This is a genomic window from Brachyspira alvinipulli ATCC 51933 (assembly GCF_000518245.1).
Lineage (GTDB): Bacteria > Spirochaetota > Brachyspiria > Brachyspirales > Brachyspiraceae > Brachyspira > Brachyspira alvinipulli.
In genome coordinates this window covers 14,441-35,628 of the sequence record NZ_JADF01000024.1, presented here as the reverse complement: position 1 = coordinate 35,628, position 21,188 = coordinate 14,441, and the positions used below count along the sequence as shown (strand labels likewise).

Here is a 21,188-nt window from a genome sequence, read left to right as displayed (position 1 = left end):
TGATAACCCCAACAAAAAACGAGTCAAAAACCAACGAATATATTTATTAAATTAATTGCATAATATTAAATATGAGCTTAATTTGGGGAGTTATCATTATCTATAAATTCATAATTATTTAACAATAGATGCTCAATTAATTTAAATATATATTGAGCATCTTCTTCAGATACAGATTTAATCTCATGATTAGCTTCATTTCCTATTTCTCTAACTTTATTTATAAGACCTTTTTGTTTTTTATGTATGATACCTTCATTGTCTAAATAATCTATATAATTTTTGAATGTATCACCTTCTTCTTTTCCTTCAGAAACAGCTACATTCATTAATATTTTTCTTAAAATCATACTAGCAGCAGTATATGCTCCAACTTGCATACATTTTCTAGCTTCATTATACGCTTCTCTTATTTCATTTGGTAATTTATCAATATTCTTACCATAAGGAGGTTTTATTATAGGATCTCCATCTCTATTAAATATGTTTGGAGCATTACATTTATGACATATATAAACTAATCCTATATAAAAATTTTTTTTGTAACCTGTAGAATAATATGTTGCTCCATATGCTTTTTCTGATGCAATATTTTCTCCACAATTCCAACATATAAAACTTATAGATTTATATTCATCTATTGATTGCCATTTTAGATTTGTATAGTTTTCCATAAAAAATAGCTCCATTTTATTATTAACATTATTTATAATAAATAAATATTTTTTAAATCAAGTTAAATATAGCCTTTTTGCCTTGACTTGAATTTACATCATGCTAATATAAGCATATATGTATATTAAATCATTTTTATTATTATTGTTATTTTTATTTTAAGCTGTTCTAATATAATTTTAGCTCCAGATATTAAATATATTAAAGAAGAAGAGATTATAGAAAATAAAACACCTCACTTATCATTGGAAGTAAGAAATAAGAAATTTTTAGAGGTTTATAAAACTGTGTATAAACCTCAAACTATTCAAGGCAACGTTTTAGAAGATTTATACAAATTAGAAAACGGAGCTAATTATAAAAAAGTATATATTACGATACTAAATAATGCCCAAAACAAAATGCTATCCCAAAATAAAAGGTATTCAAAAAAACTAGCCATAAAAATAGTGGCTATTAGTACTTATTATGCTGAAAATATTACTATATCAGTAATAGATTCGACATTATTAAGTCTTGATTGATATGCTAATAATTTTTCGCCATCTTTTTTAAAATATGCATTAGAACTTTGTACATTTGGAGAAAAATAGCTAATATAATAATTACATTTTATAGTTTGTAAAAGATTATTACTATTATATGTTTTAATTACTACATTATTTCTTCCAGAATTCCAATCCCAATTATTATTTGTCCAATTAATTGTTAATATATTGTATCCCCATGACGCTGAATTTGAAGTTATTTTGCCATATATTAACGAATTATAATATATATTTTCTAAAATATTTAAATTATAATTTTTACTAACTTCCAAAGAGTTTGGTATCTGTGCTTTTACTGTAATAATTGAAGAACCTACATTTTTACCAATAATATTAATAGTTTTTCCAGATACACTTATTTGAGCATTAGAATTATTTATTTGAGCTTCTATACTATCAGCATTAGTATCAGCAGTAATTGAAATAGTTTCATCTTGCTTAACTTCACCGCTTTGAGATGATAAAGTTAAAGTTGTAATTGGTCTTTCTTTTATCTGTATTGGTATAGTTACGCTTGCTTTTTCTCTTCCAGATGCATGAGCTTCTATTATTATATTTGAACTTCCTATCTTTTTTTGTACAACTCTTAATTTATTTTCTTCTATAATTAATGAAGCTATTTCTTGATTTTCTATTCTAGCTTCAAAAGTTTCAGCATCTGTATTTACCTGCAATTCTGATATCCTGTCTATATCTTCATATAAATCTAAAGATAATGGATTTATAATAAGTAAAGTTTTATTATTTTTTATATATTCTATATATATTTCTAATTTATTGTCATTATTATTTATAATTAGATCTGGATTTGTTAAACAATGAAAATATAAAATGTTGTTTTCTATATATAAAGCTAAAATAGCAGGCATTTTATCTTTACCTATTAAATAATCTTTGAATAGCTGTTTTACAACATCATAATTATAAACACCTATTATTTTATAGTCTATCATTTTATCTATATCATCAAATGTATGAATCTCTATAGGAAAATGCTGAGTATTTAAATTTTCTATTACAAATACTCTGCCGTATATAATTCTGTCATCTATCCAAATTTTACCAGTATCAAATTCTTCTAATTTATATTTAAATTTACTGACATTATCTCCAGCAAGTTTTTTTACAGCATTTATCAATTGATTTGTATCTTGATTATTACTTTCAATACCAGCTTCTTTTATAACATTTTCCAAATTATCCAAAATAAGGTTTATAGTTTCAGCTGGAATAAAAGAAGGCTTAATTTTAGGGTCAGAAAAACTTCCATTTGTAAACTTTCCATCTTCTCCCATATTCGGATATTTTATATTTTCTCCAAAAACTGTGATTTCTTGGTCTTTAGGATATAATGACATAAAAATTAACTCCTTTATACATAATCAAAAAATATTATTTTATTTGCATCAAATAAATTTATTAAAAACTCTTCTAATTCTATTTTTTTATTTGAATCTTCTATCTTTTTTAATTTTATTATTACTGAACAAAATGCTCTATAATTATAAAGTCTTGTATGACCAAAAGATGCATGTCCGAATACAGATATTTTATGATTAGCATTAATATTTAATATTTCTGTTTGATAATCATTTTTTATAAGATTGTTAATAGTATCTTTTGGGTTTTGAGAAACAAGCAAATCATTTTGCAAAATAAGTAATTTTCTTTTTTCTAAACTTAAACCATTTCTTATTTCCTTAGAGTGTATTCTTTCATAATCTTCTATCGTATCTTCTGTACAAGTTTCAAGCCTGGCTTCAAGCCATAATTTCTTTAATTCTAATTTTATTTTTTTTATCATATCAGCCTGAAGTTTTGCTAATTTAGACATATCAGAGTTTTCATTTTCAAACTGACTTTCAAAAAATACCCCTTCAGGATAAAGACTTTTTACAGCTTCAAAATAAGTTTTTTCATCTTTAATATTTAGTTCCATGTTATAGTTCCTAAAACAGCATATTCTAATTGATTATAGTATTTATCTCCTCCTTCTATTTCAACATTAGCTTCTGTAACATTAATATCATCAACTATAAGATTTTTGATTAATGCTTCTTTTATTTCCATATCAGGCTTTACTCTTTTATTAAAATATTCTTTAATAGTAGATGTAATCATTTCTCTAATTCCTACAGTATCTTCTTCTCTTTTTAATTCTATAGTTATATTTACAGTTATAATTTCTGGAGTTTTTACTGTAAATATTGTATATGGATATTTTTTTTCTATATGCTCTTGAACTTTATCTATGTTTGATACTTTCATAAAGCCAGTATCTGCATTTCCTCCTATTACAACTACAAGCAAAGCACCAAATACATTAAAATTTCTAAACTCAAATGCTTTGCTTACTTCTGATGATGAGTTCAATGCTTCATCAGCAAAATCTCCATTTCCTCCATTACTGTTTCCTTTTATATAATTTAATACTCTAATTAAATAAGCCTCATCTGTTTCTCCATCTGTTCCTCCTGCTATATCTCTTTGAACAACAGCTTCACTTTCTACATTTGCTATTAAATTAGAAGCTAATTTTAATTTAGATTCTGATTTTAAATTGTAGCTGGTACCTGCATTTTCAGCCTGAACTTCTATTTCTACACTTCCATTTTCTGCTATGATGTACGTTTTTGTCATAAAATAATTATTACCTTGTTCAGATCTAAATACTGAGCCTGAAGGAATTGAAACACCAGCAATACCTTTTACCAAAATACTTCCGCTCGCCACCTCAGCATATAGAGGCGGTACTCTGTCAGCCCAATGAGCTCTTAAAAAATCCTTTTCTGCTGTATCAGGAAATATTTGTTTTTTTAAAAACTCTATATCACCTAAAAGGGAATATTGAATACCAGCTTCTACATTTGCTATTACTTTTACTAAATTATATTTAGGAGTATTTTCAAGAGGATTTAATTCACTGTAATATTGATTTAATATTTTTAATTTTAATTGCTCTAAAGATTCATTCATTATCCCACACTCCTTTTATAATTTCTGTATTATTATCAGGCTTTCTGACTAAAACAGAATAATTTAATCTGCTTTTATTTTCTATTTCAGTATCAACTTCTATATCTTTTGCAAGTCCGTCTTCAACTATCCATTCAAGAGAATCAGTTATTATTCTTTTTACTTCATTTTGAGTTTCTTTGCTTAATTTATTTTTTTTTGCAAATAAATCGCTGCCAAAATCATTGTCTGCCCACCATTTATTTTTATTTGAATAAATGCTCATAGAAACAAGATATTCTATATTATTATATTTGTTTAGATCTATTTCTAACATTTCAATTATTGGCTCCATGCACTATTTTTGTATTTTCTATACTACTAAAATTAGCAATTGTCTTTCCAGCTAAAGCAGTACTTAAAGCAAGCTGAAAAGCAGAGTTTGCTCCATTTCCAGCTTCTGGTATAGGAGCTCCTAAACATATATTTAATATAGCTTGAAGTATTTGATTATTTTTTTCCAATTCTTTTTTTAATTCTTCTATTTTTATAAGTCCGCCGAAATCATCTCCTCCTATTTTTATCATATCCTCATTTATAATTATTGATATTTTTTCATTATATATACATGTATCTCCTTCTTTAATTTCAGGAGCTTTATCACTAGATAAAATAGGCAATATTTGAGAGCTGTCAAAATTACCGCCTTTAGATAAAATAATTACTTCTCCTTCTTTAGCTTTTGCAATAAATCCATAAGGAAATAATTCTTTTTTTTCTATTGTTTTATCATAAGAAGATTTTACTTGAATAGTATCATCATTATTTCTTTTTATAAATTTTGAAATAGTTATCATATTTGCTATTTTAGAAGATATAGATGAAATAAGATTAGGCAAAGACATATTTTATACAGCTCCTTCATCTACTAAAATTATATTAGATGAAAACTCTTCATTATTAAGAACAAGCTCAACACTTTTAATTACTTTATAGTCATCTATTCCAAAAGAAGGAATATTAACTTTTATTTTTTGCTTAGGCTCATAAAATACTTCTATCTTATCATTATTTTTTATTTTTTTATTTTCTATTTCCTCATATGATAATCCCCAACCATACATATTAATATTTAATTCATCTGATTTTCTTCTTTTTAATTCTGATTCAGCTCTATTTAAAAGTTCTTTTTGAGATATATTTTCATCTGTAAAAAATAGTGTAAATACCCTTTTTGTATCGCATTTATAATCAAACTTTTCTCCTATTCCATAATTTCCTTTTATTCTATAGCAATTAAACTGCTCATATCCTCTCTTATTTAAAGATGCTGATTTTATATTTTTTCCTTCTATGATTTTATGATTTGCATTATTTGCCAAATATGTATTTCTAGCCCATACATATAGATTAGACGCTTGATTTGAAGCTATTGCATAGCCATTATTTTCTGCTATAGTAAGCAGTTTCTGCCAAACACTTTCATTTTCCCATGTAAAAGATGCTATAGGAGGTGAATTATCTTTGTTTGTAGGGTAATGTGATACTACTATATTAGAATTATATTTTTGTGCTATTTTTCTTACTACCTCTACTAATGTACCGCCTTCAATTCTTCCTGAATCTGTAGAATCTATTATATCTCTTGCATAAGAACGTGAATGTATAGTCATCTGCTTTTGATTATTATTTAATACTGCACTAATATCATCAACTAAAGTAGTTGTTACATTTCTCTCCTCATTATTCCACATAAGAGCCTTTATTATTATCCTGTCATGCTTTTCTACTTTTTTTAATTCGCTTAAAGGACATACTATATCAGCAGTATTACATATTTCATCAATACTCTTTTTTATAATAATTGAATTATAATTAATTAATCTCTTGCTTTTTCCAGCATAAACTTTAATATGCATTTTAATAATACTCCTATTTAAACATAAAATATTTCTTTAGGAAGTACAAAACTATCTTCTATAAAATTAAAATCTCTCAAATTGTATGAGTTCAAAAAATGCTCTGCATTTAATAATGTCATATTCTTATTGAACTTAATTTTTCTTAATTTCTTTAATTCTTTTATTTTCAATTCTTCTATAACAGATATTTTTAAGTCTATTAAAGCATTATTAAGTTCATAATCATCTTTATTTATAGAATCATTTAATTTGTCATATAGTTCTAAATAATTTTTTATTTTTTCCTTACTATCATCTATTTGAATTATAATACTAGCAACAGCAGTAACTGCAATTATTTTAATAAAATTATCACTTTCTTTTGCAGTATTCATTTCATTAAAAGAAATTGTATCTTTTGTAGTATCATAATTATAAAAATTAAGAAACTGAAGTAAAACTTTTTTTTCATTATTTTTTGCATTTTCTATTGGAAGTATGCTGTTAATTGACGACTGTGGCGTCTGCCCACCTTGCGTGCCGCCTGCGGCGAATGATTTTGAGCTTTCAGCAGTTTCATTTACAGACTGTTTTATATCTATTATTCCATTAACTATTGAAGATACAACATTCTGTAAAGCATCAGCGAAAACTGAAGGAGTTCTAATTCCTTGAGCGATTGTAGAAGATATTGTATTTATAGCCCTTGCCATATCATTAATATAATCTGCTTTTCCTTGTATCATTCCAATAACATTTGAAAGTTTACTTGATACATTATTTATACCTGATAAAAAAGTATCATAATTAAAATTATTCTCTAATTTCTTTTCAAGATTTTTATTAGCTATTTCCTGAACATTGTTTTTAGCATCTTCTATATTAAGAAAATTATAATTTTCATCATTTTTTCTATCAGCACATAGATTAAAATTAAGTTCTATTTTACATTGACCATTTTCATTTGCTTTTTCATCTATAGACCAGTTTTCTAAAGTTACTTTTAATCTGGGATAAAGAGGTAAAAAAATAAAAGCTGGATTTTCATCATCTGTTTTTATCTTAAAAGCATTTATTAAATCTATTTTTTTATTTAAATATTCTTCATCTCTTAAAAAGCCAGATACTCTTATTTTATTAACAGATTCATTAATTGAAGTATTACTCCAATACCCAAAATTAGGATAACTTGAATTATCTAAAGACTGTCCGCCTGAAATATTTATATTATCATATAAGAAATAAACAGCTTCCATATTAGGAGCTTCATATTTTACAAGGCTTTGTATATCATAAGCCTCTCTCCAAGATGAAGAGCTAGGATATTGAAAATTACTACTATTACCCATTTTTATCCTATTAACAGTGGATTTTTTATGTTTTAGTTATTTAAGAAGAATAATTTCTTATTTCTTCAATATTTCCTGTTTGTATATTTATATTTGGTATGTTATTATTGTATGGAGTAGCTTTATAATAAGTTCTTTCATCTGTCAATTTTATATCTACTCCAATATTAGCAGCTCCTTTCATTTCAACCTGAGCATTGTTATTTTGTATATTATTAGCAGTAATAGTTTTTTCTAAAGTATCTTCTTTAGTCAAACTTTCTCCAATTTTTCCGCCAAGTTTGCTTCCTAAATATCCTCCCGCAATACCAACACCAGCACCTACTAAAGCCCCTATAGCTGTGCCAAGTCCAGGAACAACTGAACCTATAGCAGCGGAAGTAGCAGCTCCAGCACTAGTTCCTATAGCTGTACCCGCAATACTTCCAACGGCTCCTCCAACAGCCTCACCTTTCATTTTATTTTGTTCTTTTTTTGAAAGTGAAGGATCATTAGCAGCCATAAATCCGCTTATAGCCATTGGTATAGCAGTAACAGCAGCACCCATAGCACCTGCTGTTTTTCCTAAACTTTTCCAAGTCATTTTTCCATTATTGATATTTGGTATATTTGAAGATGATTGACCTACATTGAATGTGTTAGAATTATTTCCATTTGAAAAAAACTGTCCCATATTTGTAACAAAAACAGGAATAGGAGTTCCTGTTCCTTGTATATGACGACTGTCCGCTTGCAGCGTAGATGATATATTGCCTTTTGCCATATTTTTCAAACTGTTTATTGAACTAATTGTATTAGCAACCCCTGATACCAATTTTGCTGTCATAAATATTCCAAATCCAGCTGCTATAACTTTGAATACGGCATCAAATCTTTCAGGATTTTTAGCAAAATCATTTAATATTCCTGTAACTTTTTCTAAATATGGTGCTACATTTTTATTGGCAAAAGAATCAAAAGCTGTCTGCAAGTTTTGTATATTAGCTGCCAAACTTTGTGCATTTTCCATTGCAGATGCATTTACTTGTCCCTGAGCATTAGAAACATCTAAAACTTTTTCCAATATCTCATCATAATTATCAAAATGCTTTATGGCTTCTCTTGATAAATCCGATCCAAAAACATCTGATAGCATATCAAAATTACCGCCCATTTTATCTTTTGCATTTACTATTTTCATAATTATTTCATGCAAATCTTTAAAATTTCCCTCACTATCTCTAACAGAAAAGTCTGCTCCTATAATATTTCCTAGATTTTGTAATTTTTCTTGTATTTCTGGATTAGTTAAATCACTCATAATACTTTCAAGAACAGTAACAGAAGCTGATGCATCCCCTGTACCTGCAGTTAATACCTGCATAACAGCATTGGCATTTTTCAAATCTTCTGAAGCTGTTCCAATACTTGAATAAGCTGCTATTATAGCTGGTCCAAATTTAGCAAACTCTGAAGCCGTAAAAGCACCCTGATTTCCTTGATAATAAAGCTCATCCATTAGTTTTGCAGTTTCTTCAGCAGAATAATTCAATTTAGAAAACTCAGACATCATTGAGCCTATATCAGAACCAGAAGCCCCAAATGCTCTCATAGCTCTTCCAATATTTTCTATATTTTCTTTAGCAAAATCCATATTGCCTGTTTTAGTCATTATAATGTCCATAGCATCAATAATTTCATTTGCATCTACTTTAATATCTGGCTGCATAGCTGCTTTATATATAGCTTCGCTTAAACCATTTAATTGTTTTTCTGCTGTTTCTACATCTTTAGCATTTCTTCTTGCTATAGTTCCGATTTTATTTATCCTATCTTCAAATGCTATCATTTTATTAATTGTAGCACCTACGCCTATAGAAACTCCTAAAGTAGCTAAATTACTTGCTGTAGAGTTTAATATCCCATCTATTTTTGAAAAAGCTCCCTGCATTTTACTCTGAAAAGAATTAACTTTATTGGAAGCCTTATCAATACCAGAAGAGAATTGATCTTTTAATTTTATTAAAACGCCAGCTGTTATATTACTCATTGTTGCCGCTCCTGCGTGCCGAAGGCAATGTTCGCCCACCCGCAAGGGTGCCTACATTGGTCGCCTAAATAATAGCACGGTAATTCGTTTCACTCTTTACCGTGAAGGCTCGGCTCACCTCCTTTTATGTTCTCCAACAATTTTGAGTTTTTACAGGTTCATAAGTTATCTTTTGGTATATATTTAACTCTAATTCATTAATAGCATATATTGCCATAACTTTAGCTATTAAGCTGTCGCCATGTCTTTTATTTCCTCTTATGCCTGTCCTTTCTCTTATAAGAGGTATTCCTTGCCAAACTTCAGCCTGCAAAAAATCATCTATAATAAAATTATCTTTTGGAATATTTGTAGTTTTATCTTCAACTGCACTTTTTAGCTTAGGCATATTTTCTGCATACCATTTTCTAGTTATCATTACTTCTAAAATTAAACCTCTATATGCTAATGAAAGATTCTCCGCTATCATTTGTCCATTGCCTCTAGCATCGAAAGCAGCTCCTAAAAACTTTCTTCCAAGTTCATTTATGCATAGTAAAATAAATTGTTCCTGATTACTGAATGGAATATTTCTTAATTCTATAACACATAGAGTTTTTATTTTATTTTTACTAAGTTTTATTTTTTCAAACCATAAAACTGTTAAATCTCCGCTCCTTGCAAAATCTTCTCCTAAAACTACTTCATCTTTTATATTTGTAAATAAATGCTTAACAATATTGAAATATTCCAACATTTTTGCATATCTTTCATTTTCTGTTTTGAAAGTAAAATCATCTTTTTCATAGAATCTAAACACTTCTATTTTTTCATCAGCTACAGTTTCTAATAATGCTCTATTAAAATATTTATCTCCATTTTTTGAAGGTATGCAGTAAAGTTCTTCTTCATAAGCCTCTCCATAATCTTTAATTATAGATTTTAGCCATTCTTGTTCTTTACTTTTACTGTATTCTTCTTTAGATATTTCACATATTTTTTTATAAAGACCGTCTTTTAATGCCTCATCAATATCAGTTGTTTGTAAATAATAATCTTTCCTTCCAGATTCAATATCTTTTACAAGCAAATTAAATTGATTATCTTCTCCGTTATGAGTAGAAAGTATTAAAACGCTTCCTCCCCACATAAGCATAGCTAATGCTGCTTTTAATAATTCTTTTAAATCATCGCAGAATGCTGCTTCATCAATAACTATATGACCTTGTTTACTTCTTATAGAACGAGGTACAGAAGGAAGCCCCCATATCTCAAAACCTGATTCAAATCTTATTTTATAAATTGTTATATCTTTGTTTTCATCTTTTATAACTGTTTCTCCAAAATCTTCACATGCTATATTAAGTAATTTAGCCCAAAAAGCAGCATCTTTAATAAATTGCTGTGTCATATCTTTTGCATAAGATATATAATAACAGCTCATACCATTTTCTTTTTTTGATAATGATGCTTTTAATACACAATTTAAAGCTTCAACATAAGAAGCTCCTATTCTTCTTGATTTCTCCCAAACTTTTACTTTATCCTGATTAATAAGCCATTTTTCCTGATAGGGTAAAAGTATCTTTTTATTTTTTAATTTGTTATTCATTTTTAATTATTAATATTAAATACATCTCTGAATATTGTATTAACTGTTTCCTGAGATATTCCTGCAGAATTAGCATTATTAATGGCTTTAATTTGTGCCTCTTAAAGGGCTTTATTTTTTATCTCTTCTGTATGCTGATTATTTTTCGATATAGCATTTTCAAGATTGATTATTCCTTTTGTTGCCTTTTCTATAGAGTTAGACATTTTCTCTATTTCTTTTATATCCATATTTGCTACCTCGCTGTTTTGTATTTCCTGCAATGAACCTACAAAATCATAGATAAGCATTCTTATTTCTTCCATAGTCTGCTTGCCTAAAATATTGCCTAATTCATCGCCTGTTTTATCTTTCCAAGCTGAAGCTATTGCCTCTATTTCTTTTTTCTTATCCAATAAATTATCAAATCTTTTTCTTATATCTTGATATACCAGATTTTGACACTGCTTTTTTTCCCAATTTCTCATTGATAATATTAGCAATATCAATATATCTTACCGTACTGTCTTGCAAAAGTTCTATAATTTCTTCTTTTGTTTTTTTATCAAGTTTATCTATGTTGCTTTTAGGTGCCATTATTACTGCCTCTTATTTTATAGTAATTACTTCCTGTTTGTACATTATACCAAATTTGCCATTCTGATATTTTTATAATACTTTTTTGATATTCTTTAATAAGTTCTTTACTTGTATTTATATTATTATTAGGCTCATAAAAACTAGGCGTCTGTGATAATGGTATGGTTATATATTTAGCAGTACAGCTTACTAAAAATATAAGTATTAAAATTAAATATTTTATTTTCATATATTCCTTAATTTTTTATATTTTTATAATAATCATTTATAATAGTATTTAATGCCTTTATTTCATCGCTTTTAAGATAACTTTCTTTTATATTTTCTATAGCTTCATTACTATTGCTGAAACTTTCAAGCATTATTTTTCTTTCATTATCAAAAATCATTTCTTTCTCTAGTATAATATTTGAAATATTTAATTTTGTTGTATATATTTCTTTTTCTAAAGATTTGATTTTGTTGTCTTTTATTTTTATTGTACAATTCAAAAAACTTATATATCCAAGTAAAATACCTGCAATCAAAAAATATATAAAATATTTTGATTTCAAAAAACTTAATAGTTTTGTCTTTAAAAAATTAATTATTATACTGATTATTATTGTCATTTTATTTATTATCTTTTATTGTATTTACTTCTTCTAATCTTTTTTCTTTTTCATTTCCTCCTTTTAATATTTTTAAAAATCCTCTCAAGTCGCTTCCAAAACTAACAGCATTAAGCCCAAGAAGAATTATTACAACTGCTATTGCCTCTTCTTTAGTTACTGTCCTGCCTCTCCAAATTAAATTAACAAATACCCAAATACAGCCTAAAATAAAACTGACTATACTTGTATAAATTAATAATTTCTTATTTGCATTATGCTTGTCTATAAAACTCATTTATCTAACTCCATTATATTTTATACTGTCGTGAAATATTTTATTATTGCTAAAATAAAAAACTTTCATTATAACCTCCTGCTGAATTGCTTCAGCAGGCATTCAAGTTTTTTATTTTTGTCTAATTCCATTATATTTTATACTGTCGTGAAATATTCCTAGTAAAAATTTTTGTAAATATTCTAAACTTTCCAAAACTATTTCACTATCTTTTATTGTTGTTTCCGTAAAATTATTATTGATAAAAACATCATAGCTTTTTAACCTATCTTTGGCAGGAAGATTTTTAAGATTTCTCAGAAAATTATTACGTTTATCATATTGTACTTTATGATTATTATATATTGATTTATAAATCTCTTTTAGATTATCTAAAATAATCATATAATAAAAATTGCAAATATTTTCTAATCCTAATCTTCTTATACTTTCAATGTCGCTTTTGGATAAAGCTGTATTATATATATTTATAATTTCTATTCTTTTTTCTTTTACATACTCTTCAAACTCAGATTTATCTTTATTAAGTATATGATTTCTGGCTATATAACTAATTATTTTACTCTGAACTTTCAATGTACTTTGACTTATAATATTGCTGTATTCTTTATAGACTGTCAAAGAAGTAATATTATTGTCATATTGAAACCTATTTCCATTTTCATTATCTCCGTGATAATAAGCTAATATTTCACTGTTATTTTTAGCTCCTAATACATCAAGCTCTTTTGGAGATTTAAAAGCATTAGAAACTAAATTATTTTGTTTTTCTATAGGTTTTTCTGAGATAATTTTATCATTTCCAAACTCTAATTCTCCAATTTTAAGATTGGCTTTTACTTTAGCCTGCTTATTATTTATAATAAGTTCTCTTACCCAATTGCCTATTATAAGTATAGTTATACAAGCTATTATTATAGAAAAAGCGGTCAGTATATCAGTCATTAACAGCCTCTAATATTTTTAGTATATTTTTGAATCTTTTTTCTCTGTCCTCTAGTCCGTTATAGCCTCCATTTATCATTTTTGTTACTGTTTTTACATCGCCTTTTCTTGCAAATGGCTGTAAACCTCTTTCTATCCAATAGCAGCATGCTATATTTGATGCTATTAATTCTGATGATGCTAAATCTGGATTATCAACCAAATTAATCCCTAATTTTTCTCCGTATTTTTTATAATTATTTTTTCCTGTAAGCTGTATAATGCCTCTGCCTCTATATTTGTATCCTTCATTTTTACCGTTTCCTAGTCTTCCTCCGTATATTCTGTTTCTATAGCTTCTTTACCCTTGCTTACAACTTCTCTGGCTTCATTAATATCCTTAAAATATTTTGGAAATATTTTTAATAATGTATTTGCTGAATAATTTAGATTTTCTTCTAATTTTGTGAAATTAATGCTTTCATGTCCGCATTGTGCCAAAAACATAGCTAATTCATTTATATTTTCTTCTTTGTTATCAGATTTGCATATATGATATTTATCAAAACTTTTACTTAATACTTCATACCATTTTTGATTTATTCCTGATTTTTTAAGAATATCTTTTGTAAGCATTTATATACCTGCCTTCATTTAATTATATTCAGATTATAGATTTTTAATGAACTTTTATAGACTAAAGATTTTTAGATTTTTTATATATATTGACAAAAAATATTAAAGATTTATCATTTATACATAGTGCTTTATAAGGGGTTATTATGGATATCAATGATATAGCTGGAGTTGGTAAAGCTATAGAAAAACTTATTGATTTATTAAGAGGTTTTGGTTGGAAAATATATGAGCCGTATCATATAAAAAGAATTGCTGATGCTGAATCTTATAAAAGAAAATTAGAAACAGATGACAAAATATATGAAATAGAAAAAATATTAGAATTTATAACTAAAAATTCAAATCTTAATATAAATCATAATAATGGAACAGAAATAAGTAATGCTAATATATTATTAGAAAACACAAAAGCAAGATTAGTAAATCAGGAATTATCAAGAACTTCTAATATTCAAAATGTTATTTCTAAAACTTATGATATATTAAAAGATGAAGAGGATGTTTCTGATAAACCTGTGGATAAGGATTGGTTTACTAGATATTTTAATATTGTTCAAGATATAAGCAATGAAGATATTCAGGATTTATGGGCTAAATTATTAGCAGGAGAGATAAAACAGCCTGGTAGTTTTTCATATAGAACTTTAGAAACATTAAAAAATATGACTACTGATGAAGCAGAATTATTTACTAAAGTTGCTAAATTATTATTTTATGGCAAAGAAAGAGAAAAATATATATTTAAAAATTTAACTTTATTACAAAAATATGGTATTTCTCTTTCAGACATAACTAAACTTATGGATTCGGGTGTTATAAGTAGTCTTAATGACTTAAATTTAACAATAAGTAGTGAAATAGTTATATCTAATAACAATTATTTATTTAAATTATCAAAAAATAAAAATAAAAATACTAATATATTGATTATAAACCTTATGAATGTAAATGTATTTAAACTTTCTGAATCTGGAAAAGAAATATTAGAATTAATAGACGATAAATGTAGTAATGATGACTTTTTTATTGATAATATTAAGTCAATAAAAGAGAATTTTAAAAATAGTTGTGAATATGAAGTGAAAAGAATTAAGTATATAGATTTTAAGAATGATATAATTTATACTATAGATGAAAATGAAAATTTAATTAATGATATATAGTTGTTGTTTATAAATTTCCTAAAGCTAGTTTTACTAATAATTGTTTGGCAGCTTCTATAGCTACATTAATTGAAAAATCTTTTATTTTAGAAAATACTTTATCTTCTTTTAAACCGCTTAGAAAATCATATCCTTTTGCTGTAATTCTATAAGCTCCATTAATTAATGGAAAGTTAGTAGATAACAAATAAGTAAATCCATATTTATTTTCCTTATTATTGAAATCATTATCTATACATTCATTATCAAATAAAATTTTAATATGTCCTACTAAATTATCATATAATAAAATTTCTTCTTCATTATTATCATCTTCTGGTACTTTGATGTTTAATTTATCTAATAGTTCTTTTCCAAGTATTTCATGATTTTTATGTTCTTCCATAACTTCAAGTATATTTCTAATTAATTCGTAGTTTATTTTCATTATATAATTTCCTAGTGTTTTGTGATTAAATTATATATTAAAATGAGTTTTTTTCATCGTTTTATATATAAAAATTATTAAATTAATTGCATAATGTGTTGGTTCTTTTTCTTTTTACATTTCACTAAATACCGCTTTATCCCGTTAAATCCCGCTTATTCGCTGTTGTGTGATGGTCTATTGCTTGTATTTATCAAAAAGATGAATATTTAAAAGATACCAAAATAAAAATAGAAAATGCTCTAATAAAAAAGGCTTTGGGTTATTATACTAAAGACACAATAAAAGAAATAAAAACCGATAAAGACGGAAAAGAATCATTTACAAAAAGAACAGTTTATAAATACAATCCTCCAAGCGAAAGAGCTATTATAGTATTTTTAGAGCTCGTAAAAACAAGAAATGCTAAAAGACTCGAAAAAAGAAAATTAAAAGAAGAAGAAAATAAAATTAATATAAGAGTAGGTTTTGATAATTAAAAATAATTTTATTTGGAGAAAATAATAATGGATATAAAGTTCAACATATTAAAACCATTTGAAAAATGGGCTTATATGCAAAAACGATTAAAAATAGCATACAGCAGACGTGGAGGAGGAAAAAGTGAATCCATTGCCCGCATTCTAATAGCCAAAAGTTTTGAAATAAAAGGCGTTATACTATGCTCAAGAGAGATTCAAAAGTCAATATCCTATTCAACTTATCCTCTTCTAATCAGCATCATAAAAGAATTAAATCTTGAAAAATTTTTTATTATAAAAAGAAATGAAATCATAAATAAAATCACCAACTGCAAATTTATATTTTTAGGTATAAGGGAATGTTCAATAGAAGAAATAAAATCAATATACAATGTAAAAATATGTTTTATAGAAGAAGCACAAACACTCACTCAAAGAAGCTATGAAATATTAGAGCCTTCAATACGTGCCGAAAAAAGTGAAATATGGATTGTATTTAATCCAAGATTTGAAACTGATTTTATTTATAAAACAGTAAGCAAATTTAATTTAGAATATAAATTTTACACAGATAAAAATAATAAAAAATATGATTATAAAGAATATGAAGATAATAATATTTTAATTACATTTATAAACTATAACGGCAATTATTACTTCAGCGATATATTAAATAAATCAAGACTTTCAACATTAAAGATGATGCCTAAAATGTATGATCATATTTGGCTTGGTAAAATAAAAAATAAACAAGGAAAAATTTTTTTATATTCAAAATTAAAATTCTATGATGAGCATATTGAAAAAGAAAAAATAAATTCATCCGAGCATAAAGCTATAGTTGATCCTGCATTTGGGGAATATAATTGTTTTACTTCTGTTATTATTTATACGCAAATAGGGGAGGATATTTATTTAATAGATTCTGGACTTATGCGTAATGATATGAATACAACCACTGATGAGAGCATAATAAATTTTCTTATGAATAAGAAAGTAAAAAAAATATTATGCGAATCAAATTTTGCACAAAGGGAATTGGTTAAAAGATTGGAAAAACATTTTGAAGTAACACCTTTCTATGTACATAAAAATAAAGCTGAGCGTATAGTAAATGCAAGCTATTTAATATATGACAAAGTATATTTTCCAAAGAGCTGGCAGAAAACACCTGAAGGCTCTGATACTGATAAATGGCTTAAAACAAATAATGGACGCGGTTATATAGCTTTAAGGCAGCTTTTAAATTTTGATGATTCTTTTGATGGAAATAATATAAAAGAGGATATGTTCAGCTATTTGGATTTTCCAGATGCTTTATCCAGTTTGATGTTTTTTGGTGTAGAAGATATGGTTTATGAAGATGAGGATAGTAATAAAATGAATTTGATTAATGCGATTTTTGGCGAACCGTAATATATATCAATTTTTATAAAAAGTAAAGAGCATATTTTTTATTTTAATATATGCTCTTTATTTTTGATTTCAAGAATTTATTTTTTAATTTTTTTATTTTTGCAAACAGGACATATTTGAGTATTTTCATTTTCACAATCCATAATATATCCGCATATATCGCATTGCCAGCTTGGTACATCTAATTTTGTATTTCTAAGTAAATTTTGAAACTGCTTTTTATGTCCGTCTTCAATTCTTGCCACATTCATAAAAGCCATAGCCAAATCATCAAAGCCTTCTTCCTGAGCTGTTTTAGCATATGATAAATACATATCTATAGATTCATAATTTTCATTCATTATAGATTCTTTTAAATTTTCTTCAGTAGTCGGTATGCCATGGAAATTTTTAAACCATATCTTAGCATGCTCCTGCTCGTTTCTTGCAAATTTTTCATATATAGCTGCTATATCTTCTTTTCCTTCTTCTCTTGCTTTTTCGGCATAATACATATATCTGCATCTAGCCATAGCTTCTCCTATAAAAGCATTTCTCAAATTAACCTCTGTTTTAGAACCTTTTAATTCCATACTAGCTCCTTATTAGTAACTTTTATTATTATAAAATATATATTAAATGATAAAAAAGTATATACTCATTATTAATAAAATTTTCTTATTAAATTAAATATAACAAATAATACCAATAAGGATAATAAAAAAACAAGGAACTTAAAATAATTTAAGCCCTTGTTTGATTAATAAAATATTTTTTAGAATATTCTTATTTTTCTATTTCTCTTATTAAGTTTACCATCTCAATAGCACCCATAGCAGAATCAAAGCCTTTGTTTCCAGCTTTAGTTCCAGCTCTCTCAATAGCCTGTTCAATGTTTTCAGTAGTAAGCACGCCGAACATTACAGGTATATCAGAATTAAGAGAAACATTGGCAATACCTTTAGACACTTCAGCACAAACATAATCATAATGAGTAGTTGAGCCTCTTATAACAGCACCCAAACAAATAACTGCATCATACTTTTTTGATTTAGCCATTTTAGAAGCTATTAGAGGGATTTCAAAAGCACCTGGCACCCAAGCTACGCTTATATCATCATCTTTTATATCATGACGGGATAAAGCATCCAAAGCACCGCCCAAAAGTTTAGAAACAATAAATTCATTGAATCTAGCACAAACTATACCGATTTTAATTGGTTTTTCACTAACGAGTTTTCCTTCAAAAGTTTTCATATTTATATCCTTTTTTAAATTTGTAAATCTGCTAGAAAATTGCTCGCTCACCCTGCATGCCTGCGGCAATAGGCTCTTGTAACTGACGCTGTCCGCATTCAGCGAAGTTACAAGATGCTCACAATTTATCTATCTCTATAATTTTAAATTTACTATAAAATTTTATTATTATTGCTATGCCACCCGTAATGGTGCCTTACCTACACACGGCAATTATGCACCTATTTGGTGTGGGTCAGTTTTTTATTTTTTAATACTCTCCATCTTCAAGTTTTATCTGCGAACCATGTACAAAGCCATGAATAGCATTTTTTCCATCTTCAGCATTTGGAGGAAGATAAAATACTTCATGCCAGTTTTTTTCAAAATTTTCATAATTCATATACTCAATACCGCCGCCATTGATAGACAATAAAAGTGCATCATTATTAATCATATCTCTTTTCAAAATCTTTCCTATTATTTTTCCATTTGCTTTATCTCTTATATTCACATAATCATCTTTGGAATTATATTTAAGTTTACTGTAATAAGCATCTCCTGCATTATAATTATTTTTAGTAAAATACTCTGTTTGTATATTTCCTAAAGCCTTAAAACCTACAATATCTCCATAAGCCTCTCTTCCAGCTTCACCCTCTCCGTAAAAATGATAGTTTCTTATTGTTATTTCAGCTCTTACAGCTGATGCTCCTAAAAATCTTTTATTTAAAGGCGATGGAAGATTTATAGTTTTATCATCTAATAAAACTCCAAAATCTAAACTGTCAAATTCAACACCGCTAAAATCCCAAGAATCACCATATTTAGAAGCCCCTTGATTTTTTAAATCCATTTCAGATGAAGCGTATAAAAAAGGAAGTTCTATATTACTATCAGGATAAAATCTTAAAGCTGTATAATTATCTCCCATATCTTCATTATCAGCTCTTTCAAGCACTCCTGTTAATGTAATCTCTCCGTCAAAATAAACTGTACCGTAGTCTTGTACATCATAGGCTTTAAGTGTATTTTTGGTTATTTTACCATTATCGCTTAAAAGGTTAGAAAAATATGCCTCATTAGGCGGAAATGCCCATAAGAAATTAACGCTTAAAATAAATAAAATAATTTTTTTCATATTTAACTCCTATTATATATAAAAAACTTGTTCGCTCGCTTTGCGTGCCTATGGCAATAAGCTCCTGCCATTCTTACGAATGTCAGGCACTCACAAATTTTTTATTTTATTTATTATTGCTAGCGATAAACTCGCTTAATAATAGCTGATAACTTCCTTTGTCAGTTATCAGCTGCTCGTTTATCGCATAAAAAAACTATTCATTAGTAGATCTGACATTATTATATAAATATCAGAAACTCACAAGTTTTTTATTTCTTCTATACTCAAACCTGTATTTTCACTGATTATTTTTATATCTATACCTGATTTTTTTAAGTTTCTGGCTATAGATATTTGCTGCTCCTTTTTACCCTCTTCAATTCCTAATCTTCTTTCCTCTTCAAGCATTATTTGATTTCCATATAAATATGCCTGCCTTTTGTCATATTCATTCATCATCAATCTATCTTTAATAAAGTTATTATATCTTCTCTGTACTTCTTCCATTATAGGTTTTTCTTTTACTATTTCTGACATTATGGCCTCCTTATTATCATTTTCTTTCATCGTAAAAAATTTAAGCCAGCAATCTAAATCTGGTTTTAATGAATTGCATTTAAATTTTTTTACTTCAATTATGTGTATTTGTAAATGATCTGTTAATAATCTTTGATTAACTGTATCATAAATCATATAGCAGGAATGAATATTATCTGAATCATCTAAATTGAAATTAAGAATATTAATACTTATTACAGGAGTTAATGCATCATATTTTTCGCCCTGCTTTAAAAGTTTACTGTAATTAGAAGCCCAATAATAAAGTATGCGTTCTGGAAACCTTGAATTTCCTTGAAGCTGAATCTCTATTATAACAACTGAACCATTTTGAGTTATACATTTAACATCAACAATACTTTCTTTATCTTCATAATTTTCTTTATAATTGAAAGGCGTAAGTATTTCTACACTTCTAAAAGTCTTCATACCAGAGTCAAGCATTATTGAATTAATAAAATCCAGCAATATTGCTTCACTTCCTTTATCAGAAAAAAGATATCTCACAAAATAATCATTTAATGTATTAAAATATTTTACATTATCCATCATATAAATATTATATTAAAATTAATATGAATTGTCAAAAATTAAAATACCTATAATTCATATTGTAACAGTAAATAATTTTTATTTTAAATTATCAATCCAATTATGGCCATTCTTTTTATTTATATATAAAAAAACTTGTTCGCTCGCTTTGCGTCCTATGGCAATAAGCTCCTGCCATTCTTACGAATGTCAGGC

Annotated in this window: 23 protein-coding genes and 2 pseudogenes; 3 read left to right on the top strand and 22 right to left on the bottom strand. The window is 26.8% G+C overall.

What is annotated here, in order from left to right; all coding sequences use genetic code 11:
• Positions 1–77: 77 nt before the first annotated feature.
• From T324_RS16755 to T324_RS18945, 17 genes and pseudogenes are all read right to left on the bottom strand, one after another.
• On the bottom strand, positions 78–674 hold the full coding sequence (locus T324_RS16755; RefSeq protein ID WP_051436761.1) for a DUF4145 domain-containing protein: 597 nt from the start codon (positions 672–674) through the stop codon (positions 78–80).
• 467 nt (positions 675–1,141) lie between these two features.
• Entirely contained in the window at positions 1,142–2,581 is a 1,440-nt protein-coding gene (locus T324_RS17690; protein WP_051436760.1) for a hypothetical protein, read from the bottom strand.
• Positions 2,582–2,595: 14 nt separating this feature from the next.
• Complete coding sequence (locus T324_RS16745; RefSeq protein ID WP_038374941.1) at positions 2,596–3,162, bottom strand: hypothetical protein; 567 nt, start codon at positions 3,160–3,162, stop codon at positions 2,596–2,598.
• Positions 3,153–4,199 (bottom strand): baseplate J/gp47 family protein, encoded by a 1,047-nt coding sequence (locus T324_RS0104545; protein WP_028328671.1) that lies wholly within the window; start codon positions 4,197–4,199, stop codon positions 3,153–3,155. The genes T324_RS16745 and T324_RS0104545 overlap by 10 nt, the downstream gene beginning before the upstream one ends.
• Entirely contained in the window at positions 4,192–4,515 is a 324-nt protein-coding gene (locus T324_RS0104540; RefSeq protein WP_028328670.1) for a phage GP46 family protein, read from the bottom strand. Before T324_RS0104540 ends, T324_RS0104545 begins: the two co-directional genes overlap by 8 nt.
• Position 4,516: 1 nt before the next feature.
• The gene (locus T324_RS0104535) at positions 4,517–5,083 is read right to left on the bottom strand and encodes a hypothetical protein (RefSeq protein ID WP_028328669.1); all 567 of its coding nucleotides are present in this window, start codon (positions 5,081–5,083) and stop codon (positions 4,517–4,519) included.
• Positions 5,084–5,086: 3 nt separating this feature from the next.
• Positions 5,087–6,097 (bottom strand): hypothetical protein, encoded by a 1,011-nt coding sequence (locus tag T324_RS0104530; protein ID WP_028328668.1) that lies wholly within the window; start codon positions 6,095–6,097, stop codon positions 5,087–5,089.
• A gap of 17 nt (positions 6,098–6,114) precedes the next feature.
• On the bottom strand, positions 6,115–7,428 hold the full coding sequence (locus T324_RS0104525) for a methyl-accepting chemotaxis protein (protein WP_028328667.1): 1,314 nt from the start codon (positions 7,426–7,428) through the stop codon (positions 6,115–6,117).
• Between the two features lie 40 nt (positions 7,429–7,468).
• On the bottom strand, positions 7,469–9,457 hold the full coding sequence (locus T324_RS0104520; protein ID WP_028328666.1) for a phage tail tape measure protein: 1,989 nt from the start codon (positions 9,455–9,457) through the stop codon (positions 7,469–7,471).
• Between the two features lie 124 nt (positions 9,458–9,581).
• Positions 9,582–11,048, bottom strand: a complete 1,467-nt coding sequence (locus T324_RS0104515; protein WP_028328665.1) for a terminase large subunit domain-containing protein — start codon at positions 11,046–11,048, stop codon at positions 9,582–9,584.
• A 101-nt stretch (positions 11,049–11,149) separates the two neighbouring features.
• Positions 11,150–11,443, bottom strand: a complete 294-nt coding sequence (locus T324_RS18745) for a DUF3486 family protein (RefSeq protein WP_245580742.1) — start codon at positions 11,441–11,443, stop codon at positions 11,150–11,152.
• Between the two features lie 7 nt (positions 11,444–11,450).
• A complete protein-coding gene (locus T324_RS18740) occupies positions 11,451–11,624 on the bottom strand; it encodes a DUF3486 family protein (protein WP_245580743.1) in 174 nt (57 codons plus the stop codon).
• Entirely contained in the window at positions 11,614–11,856 is a 243-nt protein-coding gene (locus T324_RS16735) for a hypothetical protein (RefSeq protein ID WP_028328664.1), read from the bottom strand. The genes T324_RS18740 and T324_RS16735 overlap by 11 nt, the downstream gene beginning before the upstream one ends.
• 7 nt (positions 11,857–11,863) lie before the next feature.
• A complete protein-coding gene (locus tag T324_RS0104500) occupies positions 11,864–12,118 on the bottom strand; it encodes a hypothetical protein (protein ID WP_239649034.1) in 255 nt (84 codons plus the stop codon).
• Positions 12,119–12,239: 121 nt separating this feature from the next.
• Positions 12,240–12,515 carry a hypothetical protein gene (locus T324_RS0104495; RefSeq protein ID WP_028328662.1) on the bottom strand — a complete coding sequence of 92 codons (276 nt, stop codon included), beginning with the start codon at positions 12,513–12,515 and terminating at the stop codon, positions 12,240–12,242.
• Between the two features lie 111 nt (positions 12,516–12,626).
• Positions 12,627–13,460 (bottom strand): hypothetical protein, encoded by an 834-nt coding sequence (locus T324_RS0104485; protein WP_028328661.1) that lies wholly within the window; start codon positions 13,458–13,460, stop codon positions 12,627–12,629.
• Positions 13,453–14,075, bottom strand: a pseudogene (locus T324_RS18945) (glycoside hydrolase family 19 protein). Before T324_RS18945 ends, T324_RS0104485 begins: the two are co-directional and overlap by 8 nt.
• 146 nt (positions 14,076–14,221) lie before the next feature.
• On the opposite strand from T324_RS18945, the gene T324_RS0104470 reads away from it, so the two are divergent.
• Positions 14,222–15,241: a DUF2806 domain-containing protein gene (locus T324_RS0104470; RefSeq protein ID WP_028328660.1), complete on the top strand. Its 1,020-nt coding sequence runs from the start codon at positions 14,222–14,224 to the stop codon at positions 15,239–15,241.
• 7 nt (positions 15,242–15,248) lie between these two features.
• On the opposite strand, the gene T324_RS0104465 is transcribed toward T324_RS0104470, so the two are convergent.
• Positions 15,249–15,668, bottom strand: a complete 420-nt coding sequence (locus T324_RS0104465) for a DUF2513 domain-containing protein (protein WP_028328659.1) — start codon at positions 15,666–15,668, stop codon at positions 15,249–15,251.
• A 197-nt stretch (positions 15,669–15,865) separates the two neighbouring features.
• Between T324_RS0104465 and T324_RS16725 the strand changes: the two are divergent.
• Positions 15,866–16,147, top strand: a pseudogene (locus T324_RS16725) (hypothetical protein); the annotation flags it as partial.
• A gap of 27 nt (positions 16,148–16,174) precedes the next feature.
• Positions 16,175–17,545, top strand: coding sequence for a phage terminase large subunit (locus tag T324_RS0104455; protein WP_028329149.1), 1,371 nt, complete (start codon positions 16,175–16,177; stop codon positions 17,543–17,545).
• A gap of 77 nt (positions 17,546–17,622) precedes the next feature.
• On the opposite strand, the gene T324_RS0104450 is transcribed toward T324_RS0104455, so the two are convergent.
• The 4 genes from T324_RS0104450 to T324_RS0104435 all read right to left on the bottom strand — a co-directional run bounded on the left by T324_RS0104450 (position 17,623) and on the right by T324_RS0104435 (position 20,990).
• Positions 17,623–18,117, bottom strand: coding sequence for a rubrerythrin family protein (locus tag T324_RS0104450; protein WP_028329148.1), 495 nt, complete (start codon positions 18,115–18,117; stop codon positions 17,623–17,625).
• Positions 18,118–18,310: 193 nt separating this feature from the next.
• Positions 18,311–18,781, bottom strand: a complete 471-nt coding sequence (ribH, locus tag T324_RS0104445; RefSeq protein WP_028329147.1) for a 6,7-dimethyl-8-ribityllumazine synthase — start codon at positions 18,779–18,781, stop codon at positions 18,311–18,313.
• Between the two features lie 250 nt (positions 18,782–19,031).
• Entirely contained in the window at positions 19,032–19,901 is an 870-nt protein-coding gene (locus T324_RS0104440; protein WP_028329146.1) for a hypothetical protein, read from the bottom strand.
• Between the two features lie 240 nt (positions 19,902–20,141).
• The gene (locus tag T324_RS0104435; RefSeq protein WP_028329145.1) at positions 20,142–20,990 is read right to left on the bottom strand and encodes an Rpn family recombination-promoting nuclease/putative transposase; all 849 of its coding nucleotides are present in this window, start codon (positions 20,988–20,990) and stop codon (positions 20,142–20,144) included.
• Positions 20,991–21,188: the final 198 nt, after the last annotated feature.